At 35.7% G+C, this 12,268-nt stretch carries 13 protein-coding genes; 6 read left to right on the top strand and 7 right to left on the bottom strand.

Annotated elements, in window-relative coordinates; translation table 11 throughout:
- The first annotated feature begins 66 nt into the window (after nt 1-66).
- Nucleotides 67-897 (top strand): hypothetical protein, encoded by an 831-nt coding sequence (locus tag ABVM52_RS11265; protein WP_405380530.1) that lies wholly within the window; start codon nt 67-69, stop codon nt 895-897.
- Here the strand turns inward: ABVM52_RS11265 and ABVM52_RS11270 are convergent.
- Nucleotides 887-1,117 carry a hypothetical protein gene (locus tag ABVM52_RS11270; RefSeq protein ID WP_405380532.1) on the bottom strand — a complete coding sequence of 77 codons (231 nt, stop codon included), beginning with the start codon at nt 1,115-1,117 and terminating at the stop codon, nt 887-889. The two genes, ABVM52_RS11265 and ABVM52_RS11270, sit on opposite strands and share 11 nt — an antisense overlap.
- 2 nt (nt 1,118-1,119) lie before the next feature.
- Entirely contained in the window at nt 1,120-1,674 is a 555-nt protein-coding gene (locus ABVM52_RS11275; RefSeq protein ID WP_405380533.1) for a sigma-70 family RNA polymerase sigma factor, read from the bottom strand.
- Between the two features lie 72 nt (nt 1,675-1,746).
- On the opposite strand from ABVM52_RS11275, the gene ABVM52_RS11280 reads away from it, so the two are divergent.
- A complete protein-coding gene (locus tag ABVM52_RS11280) occupies nt 1,747-2,109 on the top strand; it encodes a rhodanese-like domain-containing protein (protein WP_405380535.1) in 363 nt (120 codons plus the stop codon).
- Nucleotides 2,110-2,226: 117 nt separating this feature from the next.
- Here the strand turns inward: ABVM52_RS11280 and ABVM52_RS11285 are convergent, their stop codons facing one another.
- The 5 genes from ABVM52_RS11285 to ABVM52_RS11305 form a co-directional block, all read right to left on the bottom strand.
- Nucleotides 2,227-2,643: a response regulator gene (locus tag ABVM52_RS11285; protein WP_405380537.1), complete on the bottom strand. Its 417-nt coding sequence runs from the start codon at nt 2,641-2,643 to the stop codon at nt 2,227-2,229.
- A gap of 9 nt (nt 2,644-2,652) precedes the next feature.
- A complete protein-coding gene (locus ABVM52_RS11290) occupies nt 2,653-4,533 on the bottom strand; it encodes a PAS domain-containing protein (RefSeq protein ID WP_405380539.1) in 1,881 nt (626 codons plus the stop codon).
- 346 nt (nt 4,534-4,879) lie between these two features.
- Nucleotides 4,880-6,898: a M3 family metallopeptidase gene (locus ABVM52_RS11295; protein WP_405380540.1), complete on the bottom strand. Its 2,019-nt coding sequence runs from the start codon at nt 6,896-6,898 to the stop codon at nt 4,880-4,882.
- 51 nt (nt 6,899-6,949) lie between these two features.
- The gene (gene purE, locus ABVM52_RS11300) at nt 6,950-7,438 is read right to left on the bottom strand and encodes a 5-(carboxyamino)imidazole ribonucleotide mutase (RefSeq protein ID WP_405380541.1); all 489 of its coding nucleotides are present in this window, start codon (nt 7,436-7,438) and stop codon (nt 6,950-6,952) included.
- Nucleotides 7,439-7,443: 5 nt separating this feature from the next.
- Entirely contained in the window at nt 7,444-8,598 is a 1,155-nt protein-coding gene (locus ABVM52_RS11305) for a 5-(carboxyamino)imidazole ribonucleotide synthase (RefSeq protein WP_405380543.1), read from the bottom strand.
- A gap of 136 nt (nt 8,599-8,734) precedes the next feature.
- On the opposite strand from ABVM52_RS11305, the gene ABVM52_RS11310 reads away from it, so the two are divergent.
- From ABVM52_RS11310 to ABVM52_RS11325, 4 genes are all read left to right on the top strand, one after another.
- Nucleotides 8,735-9,844, top strand: a complete 1,110-nt coding sequence (locus ABVM52_RS11310) for an adenylate kinase (RefSeq protein WP_405380545.1) — start codon at nt 8,735-8,737, stop codon at nt 9,842-9,844.
- 58 nt (nt 9,845-9,902) lie between these two features.
- On the top strand, nt 9,903-10,904 hold the full coding sequence (obgE, locus tag ABVM52_RS11315) for a GTPase ObgE (protein ID WP_405380547.1): 1,002 nt from the start codon (nt 9,903-9,905) through the stop codon (nt 10,902-10,904).
- A gap of 11 nt (nt 10,905-10,915) precedes the next feature.
- Nucleotides 10,916-11,626, top strand: coding sequence for an ion transporter (locus ABVM52_RS11320; protein WP_405380549.1), 711 nt, complete (start codon nt 10,916-10,918; stop codon nt 11,624-11,626).
- Between the two features lie 121 nt (nt 11,627-11,747).
- Nucleotides 11,748-12,266, top strand: a complete 519-nt coding sequence (locus tag ABVM52_RS11325) for a DUF4136 domain-containing protein (protein WP_405380551.1) — start codon at nt 11,748-11,750, stop codon at nt 12,264-12,266.
- The last annotated feature ends 2 nt before the right edge of the window (nt 12,267-12,268 follow it).

Consider the following 12,268-nt stretch of genomic DNA (forward strand, 5'->3'; position numbering starts at 1 on the left):
GATGCTATGTAGGTAAAGTTTTTAACCAAAACATAAGGTTATAAACACTTTAGCTACTTTTGTTTAATGGCAGGGTTCAAAAGAATTTTTGATTTTTATCTAGATGCTAGCGTTCACGTGGCTTTAGCGGTATTAAGCTTGATTCATATTACGGCCCTAACGGTAAACATAAGCATTGATATTCACCTGTATGGATTCATTTTTTTTGGAACTATTTGCTGTTATAATTTTGTGAAATATGGGGTAGAGGCCCATAAATATATTTTAGTAGCGAACAGGTATCATAAGAACATACAATTTTTTAGTTTTGTCTGTTCGTTAATTGCTGGTTATCACGCTTTTTTTTTAACGGAAAAGGTCTTTTTAGGATTACTTATATTGGGAGGGGTTACGGCTTTTTATGCCTTGCCCGTTTTACCAAAACATAGAAATTTTAGGAGTTTAAGTGGACTAAAAATCATTATTGTTGCCTTGGTATGGTCCGGAACCACGGTGTTGTTACCTGTATATGCTGTTTCTGGCCATTTTGAAAATCATATTAAACTAGAGGCTTTACAGCGCTTTATCTTGGTCTTGGTTCTTTTAATACCGTTTGAAATTAGGGATTTAAAATATGACCATAAGGATTTGAAAACACTGCCACAACGTTTGGGAACAAGGGGTGCAAGAAGAATAGGTTATGTATGGGTTCTTCTATTTTGTATGATTACCTATTTCAAATCTGATATAGGTCTAGTTGCAATTATTACCGATACTATTTTCAGTGGTTTGTTAATTGTGGCCTTATACGGTACCAAAACTATACGGTCTAAATATTATGCTTCATTTTGGGTAGAGGCGTTACCCTTGGTTTATTGGGTTTTGGTCGTAATTTCAACCAGGATAACTAATTTTTAATAGGCAGGGATTCCTTCATTTTACGTTTATCCTCTTCAGATAAGGCAACTAAATTGGCTTTGTTGCAAAGTGTGGTCAATTTTTTATTGCGCTTACTGTGTTTGGTACAAGCTTTACACATTAGAATGTGGAAACGCAACGAAATCTTTTCCCAAAAAGTAGCTTCTTTATATTGAGCTTTGTTGCAAATACATGCCGCCTTTTCACATGAAATCATCATAATTAAAACCAATTTTGATTTAAACAAGCCATTAACCCAGTTCTGGCTCTATGTATCATTACCCAAAGGTTAGACGCATTTATTCCTAGAGCATTACAAATATCTTCCGTTTCCATACCTTCAATTGTTTTCATGGTAAAGACTTGTGCTTGTTTTTTTGGCAGTTTTGCTATACATTTTTGAATTGCCAATCCTAATTCTTCGTTTTCCAGCGCATCATTTTCAAAGTTGCTGTTTGGGTCGGCTATACGTTCTTCTAGCCAATCTCCTTCAGCATCGGTCTGTGAACTGTAGTTCATTCTAACCTCGGCCTTCCCTTTTTTAGAATTTATCTTACGATAATGGTCAATGACCTTACGTTTTAAAATGGCTATGAGCCATGTACGTTCTGCAGCATCACCCTTAAAGTTTTTAGCGGATTTTAACCCTGCTATAAAAGTGTCCTGTACTAAATCTTTAGCGATCTCTGCATCATTTACCCTAGCAACGGCGTAATTAAACAAATAATCGGCATAAAGATCTACCCAAGTGTCTGGATGAAGTTGATGTGTTTTCATTTTTTCTTATGCCTTTCAAAAATAGATTAATTTTAGGGATTATGATTACTTTTGAACTCAATCCTATTTCTTATGAATAAAATTTTATTTGTATTACTGTTGGTCCTTGGTCAATTAAGTTATGGTCAAATAAGCTCCATGCCTATTTCTGAATTTACTTCTTATAATGAAAATAGCGAAATTTTAGTGGACGTAAGAACTCCAGAGGAGTTTAGCCAAGGTCATATTGAGGGGGCTGTAAATATTGATTGGTTTTCAAAAGACTTCAATGATAAGGTTAAGGGCCTTGACAGAAATAAAACCATTTATGTTTATTGTAAAAAAGGGGGTAGGAGCCTAAAGTCACAAGAACGCTTAGCTTCCTTAGGTTTTGCAAAAGTAATAAATCTAGAAGGTGGGTTTGATATTTGGTATGGTGAACAAATAAAGCAATAGTATTGTAAATACATTATCCTGAGGTCTAGGAAATTACTTTTGTATTAAAACGGGCCAAAGTAGTGTGGGCCTTTTTTTTAAGTTACAATTTAGAATTCCCTTTAAAAAATTATGCCATTAAAATTTACCGTCTTCTTCTAGTTGTGCAAGAATATTTTTGAGTTGGGTTTCCCGTATAGGTTTTATAATATAATCTGAAACCTGATTTATTTTTTTGGCACGCTCAATATCAACATCATCTACAGAAGATGATACCATGTAGATGGTTATCTTTTTTCCTACTTTGGGCTGTATTTTGATGTATTCCTCCATGAACTGGAATCCGTCCATGACGGGCATGTTTATATCCAACAAAATAACATCTGGCAGTTCTTTTTCATTGCTGAGATTGTCCAGCATAAAATCCATAGCCGCCAAACCATCTTTAAAAGCGATTATTTTCTTAATTGAATTAAAAGATTTTAAAGTAGCTGCCATGGTGAATTGATAGATTTCATCATCATCAACTATACAAAAGTTAATATGGTTATTCATGTGTTGTTGTTAGTTTAATGTAACGGTAAAAGTTGAGCCTTCATTAACTTTACTTTGTGCAGAAATACTCCCGCCCATAGCCTCAATTTGTGCCTTTGTTAAAAACAGCCCAACCCCTTTGGCATCAGGATGTCTGTGGAATACTTTATTTAAACCGAACAGTTTGTCTCCATGTTGCTTTAAATCTATACCTATGCCATTGTCCTTAAACGATAATTGCACCCTACCGTTGACCTCTTTGGACTTAATTTCAATTTCAGGAGCACGATCCTTAGATTTATATTTCATGGCATTTCCTAACAAGTTAAGAAAAATACTTTCTAAATATATTTGATTATAGACTATTTTGGGAGCATCTGTAAAATTACATTTTATATTAGCATTGGTCTGTATGATTTCTGCTGCCAAAATTTCCTTTGTTTTGTTCAGGGTTTCATCAAAGCTTAATTGTTGAATGGACTTGTTGGCTTCATGCTTGACCTTTAGCGATTCTACTAAAGTGTTTAACGTTAAGGTAAGATGGTCAACTACAATTTCAAATTTTTGAAAAAGTTCCTCTTTTAAATGCTCATAAGTGGGGTCTTTATACATACCTAACAAGGCATTTAAGTTACTTACCGGAGACCTTAAATTATGTGATGTAATATGATTGAATTCTGCTAACTGTTTGTTTCTTGCCGTCAACTTTTGTGTAGCTTGTTCTAAATGTTCGTTAGTTTCTAATATCTTTTTTTCTTTTAGAATATAATCGGTTATATCCTTTGTTACCCCAGTAAATTTAATGATTTCGCCTTTTTCATCACAAACAATTTGTCCAACCACTTCCAATGTTTTTATATGGCCTTCCGGTGGTATAATTCTATATGAGAATTTTTTAAAAATTTTGGTTTTAAATAGCTCATTTGTAATTCGTTCTATTTTTTCCTGGTCATTTGGATGTATACGTGTTGTTAATAATTCTAAACTCATTTCAAGCCCAATCTCAAATCCAAAAATGCGATACAAATTATCTGACCAAATGAAACTGTCTGTATTAGGATTCCATTCCCAATACCCTATTTGGGCAATTTCTTCTGCTAAACTAAGTTGTTGGTTTTTTTGTAAAAGTTCTAACTCTTTATTTTTTATTTCCGTAATATCTTGACAAGTACCTAGCATTCTTATAACATCACCATCTGGGTTACAAATAACCTCGCCCATTAGGTGTATTATTTTAATCTCAGATGTGTTAACTATAATTCGATGCGAAAAGCTAGGAAAAACTTTATTTTCAAAGGCAGATGTAATTTGCTCAATAACATAGTCCTTATCATTTGGGTGCACATATTCTAAATAGGTTTCGTAAGTGAGCTTACCACCTTTTTTACGATTAACTATTTTATAAAGATTGTCTGACCAAATTTCTTCATTAATTACAGTATCCCAATCCCAATAGGCTATATTGGTCATTTGTTCTGCAAAATTCAGTAGTTTATTTTTATTAACTAATTCTAGTTCTGATTTTTTACGTTCTGTAATATCAATTGAGGTTCCAAAAATTTTTATCAAAACACCATTTTTGAATACAGGTTGGCCAAATGTCCAAATATGTTTTGTATTGCCTTTGGCAGTAATTATTTCATGGTCATAACTAAAAGAACTTCCTTCCTTAATGGCTTTTTCATGTGTATGTTCTATGTATTGTTTAGTTTTTTTATTTGGAAAGAAGCTGAAAATATTTTCGGGAGTAGGCTTAAAATCTGGTTGTACTTCATTAATTTCTTTCATTACATCATTCCAATAGATTTGACTTTCCTTAACTAAAAACTGAAAAATTCCAATTTTTGCAATTTTATGGGCATTATTTACAATTTCAGTTAGCGGAATATTATTGGAGTTTCTATTGCTCATTATATAAGTACAAAATTTTAGTCTTAATTGGTAATTGCCATTTTTCTTTAAAGGTAAAAATTATTCACGTTTGTGAATTTATTAAATATATGTTAAACTGACATCAAACATTATACTAATATATTATCAATCAGCTATTTGTTAGAAGTAATTTGAGGTCGTTCTTTCTGATATAACCTCCTTAATTGTTTATCCTTTTTTGCTAAAATTTTGGTACTGCTTATTTAAATGCCCTAGTGGTCTAACACACACCCAAAATTATTTGATTGGCCAAATACACCTTATATTTCATTTTCAGAAAGCCCTGCCGGCATTTCATTTGTATAAGCTATAGGTAATCAATAATTTATAATAACCCAGCGCGTTCCAACAAGGCTTCAACTTTAGGCTCTTCTCCTCTAAATTTTTTGTAGAGTACCATAGGGTTCTCCGTACCACCTTGAGAAAGAACATTATCCTTGAACTTGCTGGCCACTTCTTTATTGAAAATTCCTTTTTCCTTAAAATAAGCAAAGGCATCTGCATCTAAAACTTCTGCCCACTTATAACTGTAGTATCCTGAAGAATAGCCTCCTTGAAAAATATGGGAGAATGCTGTGCTCATACAGGTTTCTGGAGTTTCTGGGTACAAACTTGTGTTTTTGAACGCTTCATCTTCATGTATTTTTACATTGGTGATGCTCGTTGGGTCAATTCCGTGCCAAGACATATCCAATAATCCAAAACTCAACTGACGTAGCGTTTGCATTCCCTCTTGAAAGGTAGCCGACTCCTTGATTTTTTCAACCAATTCCATAGGTATGGTTTCTCCGGTTTCGTAATGTTTAGCAAATAGTTCCAATGCTTCTTTTTCATAGCACCAGTTTTCTAACACCTGACTAGGTAGTTCTACAAAATCCCAAAAAACGGATGTGCCGGACAGGCTAGGGTAGGTAGTGTTCGCTAGCATACCGTGCAGACCGTGACCAAATTCATGGAATAGGGTCGTAACTTCATTAAAAGTCAATAATGAAGGTTTGCTTTTTGTGGACGGAGTAAAATTGCACACGTTTGATATATGCGGACGTACATTTTCGCCGTTTCTTTTCCATTGACTTTTAAAAGAGGTCATCCAAGCGCCACCACGCTTTCCTGCTCTTGGGTGAAAATCGGCATAAAAAAGAGATATAAAATTCTTGACGGCATCGTAAACTTTATAGGTTTTTACCTCGTCATGATATTTTTCAATGTCATGAACCTCTTCAAACTGTAAATCGAATAAGTTTTCTGCTACTTTAAAAACTCCATTGATTACATTTTCAAGCTTGAAATATGGCTTCAGTTTTTCATCATCTAAATTAAAAAGTTCTTGCTTTAATTTTTCAGAGTAATAACTACTATCCCATTTTTCTAGGCGGTCAATGCCATCAAGTTTTTTGGCAAAATTTTCTAGTTGTTTAAACTCACGTTCTGCGGCTGGTTTCGCTTTTTCTAGCAATTCACTTAAGAAAGAATGTACTTTTTCTGGCGTCTCTGCCATACGCTCTTCCAATACAAAATCGGCATGCGTTTTATAACCTAGTAAGTTGGCTCTTTCAAAACGTAGTTTTGCAATTTCAAGAACGTTTTCTTGATTGTCTAACTCATCATTATGAAACCCTTTGCTTCCAAAAGCCAATGAAAGCTTTTTTCGTAATGCTCTGTTTTTAGCATACTTCATAAAAGGTATATAGCTTGGGTAATCTAAGGTGATCATCCAACCATCTTCTTTGCCTTTTGAAATCGCCAATTGTGCGGCAGCTTCTTTTTCACCTTCAGGTAATCCGTCTAAATCTGCTTCATCCGTAAGGTGTAGTTGAAATTTATTGGTTTCGGCAAGTACGTTTTCGCCAAATGTTAGTTTTAACTTTGCCAGTTTAGCATCGATTTCACGTAAACGAGTTTTTTTGTCTTCGGATAAATTAGCTCCGTTTCTGCTAAAGCTCTTATATTTCTTATCTAAAAGGGTATTTTGCTCTACAGTAAGGTCTAAATCATCTTTTTGGTCATATACTGCTTTTACCCTTTTGAACAAATCTTCATTTAAGGTAATGTCATTACCGAATTCTGAAAGTAATGGAGAAATTTCTTGTGCAATTTTCTGAATCTCCTCATTGGTTTCGGCAGAATTCAAGTTAAAAAACACACTTGAAATTCGGTCTAATTGCTGACCTGAAAATTCTAATGCTTCTATGGTGTTTTCAAAAGTTGGTGCTTCCGAATTATTCGTAATAGAATCTATTTCTGCTCTTGCATCTTCTATAGATTGTAAAAAAGCGGGTTTAAAATGCTCGTTTTTAATTTGTGAAAATGGAGCAGTATCAAAAGGGGATAATAATGGATTCATATATCTAGTATTGAGAAATTAGATTTGAGAATTGAAATTTCTTGTAGATGATTATTTGCCATTTACAGCTTTAGCGCCATCGATAACTTTTTGCTTTAGACCTTCTTTAAACAAAATCACCTTGTCTAAAACACATTTATCTGAGCTACCTATAATTTGAGCTGCCAATATTCCTGCGTTTTTTGCTCCGTTCAATGCTACGGTAGCAACCGGTACACCGCCAGGCATTTGAAGTATAGAGAGTACAGAGTCCCATCCATCTATAGAATTGCTGCTTTTTACAGGAACCCCAATAACGGGTAACGGAGACATTGATGCTACCATACCCGGCAAATGGGCTGCCCCACCGGCGCCGGCAATAATGACCGAATAACCGTTGGTGTGTGCATTTTTACTGAAATCAAAAAGTTTTTCAGGTGTTCTGTGGGCAGATACAATATCTACATCTACCTCAATGTCAAAACCTTTTAAAATATCTATGGCGTCTTGCATTACGGGCATATCACTAGTGCTGCCCATTACTACGGCTACTTTACTCATGTTTATTATTTTGAAATCACTTGAATTGTTTCTTTTACTTTTTCGGCAATGGCTCTTGCCTTGCCTAAGTCATCGTTAACTATGGTTACATGACCCATTTTGCGAAATGGTCTTGTTTGAGCTTTTCCATAAATATGCGGGGTAACACCTTCCATCGCTAAAATTTCATTAATGTTCTTGTAGACGACATTACCTGTATGTCCTTCGGCACCCACCAAGTTTACCATTACACCGGCAACCTTGCTATCTGTTCTTCCTAAAGGTAAGCCTAGAATACTACGTATGTGCTGTTCAAACTGGTTGGTGTAACTAGCTTCAATACTGTAGTGACCGCTATTGTGTGGTCTTGGCGCTACTTCGTTCACTAAAATTTGATCATCTACTGTCTGAAACATTTCTACAGCCAACAAACCGGTAAGTCCTATTTTATCGGCGACTTTTAATGCGAGTGCTCTTGCTTTATCGGCCACTTTATCATCTATGCGGGCCGGGCAAATTACATACTCTACTTGGTTGGCTTCTGGGTGAAACTCCATTTCTACAACGGGGTAGGTCTTAATTTCTCCTTCCGCATTTCTAGAAACTATTACGGCTAATTCGTTCTTGAACGGTACCATGGTTTCTGCTATGCATTCACCGGTAGGTAACCCTTCTAAATCGGCTAAACTACGAACCACTTTAACGCCCTGCCCGTCATATCCAAATTGGGCTACTTTCCAAACAAAGGGAAATGCCAATGCTTCATTTTCAATGCTATCCTTGATTTCGCTCAAATAGGCGAAGCGTTGAAAATCTGCGGTGGGGATATCGTTATCAACATAAAATAATTTCTGTTTTGCCTTATTTTGAATAATACGTAAGGCTTTTGGCTGTGGATACACTTTTACCCCTTCATTCTCTAACTTCTCTAATGCATCTAGATTTACATTTTCTATCTCAATGGTAAGTACGTCTACATCTTTTCCAAAATTATAAACGGTATCAAAATCTAAAAGACTGCCTTGAACAAATTTATTGCAAGACATGCTACATGGCGCATCAGGTGAAGCATCCAAAACTTTGGTGTATACGTCCCATTTACGGGTTTCGTAAAGCATCATCTTGCCAAGTTGGCCTCCGCCTAAAATTCCTAGTTTAAAATCTGAAGAGAAGTAATCCATATAAATATTGCTTTTAGGAGTTTAAAAAACGCCATAAGTGGCACAAAAATACGGTTAAATCTTAGAAACCAATTCCTTTCTATTTAAAAACACAAGCCAATACCTTATCTTTGCCAACCTTGATAATTTAAGAAAATTGATACAACTTCACGACAAGTTTTTTGCGCCGTACCTCAACGAAACGGAAATACAACAAGCCGTTGCCTCCGTTGCCGAAAAGATTGCGGCAGATTATAAAGATGAGACTCCTATTTTTGTAGGGGTTTTAAATGGGTCGTTCATGTTTGTGTCAGATTTTCTAAAGGCATACCAATACCCTTGCGAAGTTTCCTTCGTAAAATTAAGCTCTTATCAAGGGCTCACTTCTACCGGAATTGTAGAGACTTTGTTGGATCTTCCAACTAATATTGAAGGCCGTAGTGTAATAATTTTAGAGGATATTATAGATACGGGGCGCACCTTACAACAGCTGGTTCACCTTTTTTCAAAAACCAATGTCAAGGAGTTTAAGATAGCTAGTCTGTTTTATAAGCCAGATGTGTATAAGGGCGAGTATGCCATAGATTATTTTGGATTGGCCATACCTGATAATTTTATTGTAGGTTATGGTCTGGATTACAATGAACTTGGAAGAAATTTAAAAGAAGTATACCAACTAAACCAGAAGCATATGATTAATCTTGTACTCTTTGGAAAGCCAGGTGCAGGTAAAGGCACCCAGGCAGAATTCTTAAAAGAGAAGTACAATCTAAAACATATTTCTACAGGAGATGTATTTAGATATAATATTAAAAACGGAACAGATTTAGGTACCTTGGCGAAATCCTATATTGATAAGGGAGAATTAGTGCCAGATGAGGTTACCATTAAAATGTTGCAAGAAGAAGTGGAGAAAAATCCTGATGCGGACGGATTCATTTTTGACGGTTTCCCAAGGACAGCAGCACAAGCAGAGGCGCTTGATAATTTCTTGGAGTCCAAGGATATGGCCATTAACGCAACAATAGCTTTAGAAGCCAATGACGAGGTTTTGATAGAACGTTTGTTGGAACGTGGAAAAGTAAGTGGCCGTAGTGATGATCAAGATGTTTCCAAAATTAGAAACCGTTTTGATGAGTACAATGAAAAAACCACTCCGGTTAAGGAGTTTTATGAGGCACAAGGTAAGTTTCATAGTGTTAATGGTATTGGAACCATTTCGGAAATTACCAAGCGCCTGACCAAAGTAATTGAAGATATAAAATAACATCATTTCCTTTTTTTCCTTACAAACGGATTAAAAGGTATGACTAGCACCAACATCAATGACCGAAGGTAATTTTGTAGATTATGTAAAAGTAGGATTGGCTTCTGGAAAGGGAGGCAAAGGCTCTGTACATCTACATAGAGAAAAATTCATTACCAAAGGTGGCCCAGATGGTGGCGACGGTGGTCGTGGCGGACATGTAATTATACGTGGTAACCAAAATTTGTGGACCCTGGTCAATTTCAAGTTTAAAAAACATTTTAAGGCCGGTCACGGAGAACATGGTAGTAAGAGCCGTAGTACAGGTGCAGATGGCGAGGATGTCTATTTGGATGTTCCTTTGGGTACTGTGGTCAAAGATTTTGAGACCAAACAAGTGCTTTTTGAAATTACGGAACACGGTGAGGAAAAGATTATACTTAAAGGAGGTATGGGCGGCCGAGGAAATTGGCATTTTAGAAGCTCAACGAACCAAACACCTAGATATGCACAACCAGGGGAGGATGGCCAAGAAGGCGATTTTTTATTGGAATTAAAAATTCTTGCGGATGTTGGTTTGGTTGGTTTTCCCAATGCCGGTAAATCAACGCTGTTATCCGTAATTACTTCAGCAAAGCCTAAGATTGCAGATTACGAGTTTACCACATTAAAGCCAAATCTAGGTATTGTTGAATACCGTGATTTTAAGAGTTTTGTAATGGCCGATATTCCTGGTATAATTGAAGGTGCTGCAGAAGGTAAGGGGTTGGGTCACTATTTTTTAAGACATATAGAGCGTAATGCTACCTTACTTTTTCTTATTCCGGCAGATAGTAATGATATAAGCAAGGAATATGAAATTCTGTTGGATGAATTAAGACGTTATAACCCTGAGTTGTTAGATAAGGAACGTTTAATTTGCATTTCTAAAAGTGATATGTTGGATGAGGAACTTATGGACGAAATGAAGGCGGAATTGGATAGTGAATTTGGCGATACTCCCTTTATGTTCATATCTTCAGTTGCCCAAATGGGTATAGTAGAACTAAAAGATAAACTTTGGGCAATGCTTAACGATTAAGATTCATTAATATGAAGCAGTATTTAAAAAATATTGTTGAAATTAACGATAACCGATCCAGTAGGGTTTTTGCGTATTGTATACAAGCTTTAATATTTATTTCCATTGTTTCGTTTTCTTATGAAACGGTTCCTGACCTAAAGCCTTTAACAAAAAAGATACTTAGGGCAATAGAAATTTTTTGTGTTGTGGTTTTTACCATAGAATATCTTTTGCGTATTTATGTAGCTGACAACAAAGGAAGATTCATTTTTAGTTTTTATGGCATCATAGATTTTCTGGCCATTCTGCCATTTTATCTCTCGCTGGGCATTGACCTTAGGTCGTTAAGGGCGTTGCGGTTCTTGAGATTGTTTCGTAAACTCAAATTAATGAGGTACAATAGGGCTATTAAACATTTTACCAAAGCTATATCTATGGCTAAGGAAGAAATATTATTGTTCCTTATCGTTACCTTGATTTTAATCTATTTTTCTGCTGTAGGCATCTACTATTTTGAGCATGAGGTACAACCTGATAATTTCTCATCAATTTTTGATAGTTTATGGTGGGCCATAATAACCCTTACTACTGTTGGGTATGGTGATGTGTACCCAATAACCGCAGGAGGTAAGGTATTTACATTTTTCATTTTAATGATCGGCTTGGGCATTGTTGCCATACCAACGGGCATTATTTCGTCTGCATTAACAAAGTCCGTAGATAAAAAAGATACCAACTAACATTTGTTAGCCTCTTGATAAGGTAATGGAGATGTAATTTGTAATAGGCCCTTAGTCGAATAGCGCGTTAAAAAACTTTTTAACTCTTATATTTTCTGTAATTTTAAGAAAATACAATGCTATGAGAATTTTAATCTGTGGTGCTTTATTCCTATTTTTTACATCTTGCGCATCAATTAAGGTCAATTACGATTATGATAGTCAAACCGATTTTACGACCTATTCTACCTATAACTATTTTGGGGATATGGAGACCGGTCTAAACGGGTTGGACGAGAAAAGACTAATAGATGCAATGGACAACGCTCTTGGCGAAAAAGGATATATGTTTGCCGAAGAGCCCGATCTTTTTATCAATATTAAAAGCACGGTTTTTCAATCTCAAGGAGGTAATAATGTTGGAGTAGGACTCGGCGGTGGCGGAGGTAATGTTGGTGGTGGAGTATCAATTGGTATTCCTGTTGGCGGACCTAAATTGACTCGTGAACTCCAAATTGATTTTGTTGATGCCAATAAAGACATGCTTATTTGGCAAGCCATAAGTGAAAGTCCGTTTCGTGAAGGGGATACTCCTCAAGAAAAATCGGAAAAACTAAGAGCTATAGTTGATAAGATTTTTAGTAAATATCCACCTGAATAGGT

It is taken from the genome of Maribacter sp. LLG6340-A2 (assembly GCF_045057105.1).
Taxonomy (GTDB): Bacteria; Bacteroidota; Bacteroidia; order Flavobacteriales; family Flavobacteriaceae; genus Maribacter.

Excerpts from the sequence above, each read along its gene's own strand:
- ABVM52_RS11320 (WP_405380549.1), top strand. The coding sequence starts at position 10,916 with ATGAAGCAGTATTTAAAAAATATTGTTGAAATTAACGATAACCGATCC.
- ABVM52_RS11270 (WP_405380532.1), bottom strand. The coding sequence starts at position 1,117 with ATGATGATTTCATGTGAAAAGGCGGCATGTATTTGCAACAAAGCTCAA.
- ABVM52_RS11265 (WP_405380530.1), top strand. The coding sequence starts at position 67 with ATGGCAGGGTTCAAAAGAATTTTTGATTTTTATCTAGATGCTAGCGTT.
- ABVM52_RS11290 (WP_405380539.1), bottom strand. The coding sequence starts at position 4,533 with ATGAGCAATAGAAACTCCAATAATATTCCGCTAACTGAAATTGTAAAT.
- ABVM52_RS11325 (WP_405380551.1), top strand. The coding sequence starts at position 11,748 with ATGAGAATTTTAATCTGTGGTGCTTTATTCCTATTTTTTACATCTTGC.
- ABVM52_RS11285 (WP_405380537.1), bottom strand. The coding sequence starts at position 2,643 with ATGAATAACCATATTAACTTTTGTATAGTTGATGATGATGAAATCTAT.
- ABVM52_RS11295 (WP_405380540.1), bottom strand. The coding sequence starts at position 6,898 with ATGAATCCATTATTATCCCCTTTTGATACTGCTCCATTTTCACAAATT.
- ABVM52_RS11275 (WP_405380533.1), bottom strand. The coding sequence starts at position 1,674 with ATGAAAACACATCAACTTCATCCAGACACTTGGGTAGATCTTTATGCC.
- ABVM52_RS11305 (WP_405380543.1), bottom strand. The coding sequence starts at position 8,598 with ATGGATTACTTCTCTTCAGATTTTAAACTAGGAATTTTAGGCGGAGGC.
- obgE (WP_405380547.1), top strand. The coding sequence starts at position 9,903 with ATGACCGAAGGTAATTTTGTAGATTATGTAAAAGTAGGATTGGCTTCT.
- purE (WP_405380541.1), bottom strand. The coding sequence starts at position 7,438 with ATGAGTAAAGTAGCCGTAGTAATGGGCAGCACTAGTGATATGCCCGTA.
- ABVM52_RS11280 (WP_405380535.1), top strand. The coding sequence starts at position 1,747 with ATGAATAAAATTTTATTTGTATTACTGTTGGTCCTTGGTCAATTAAGT.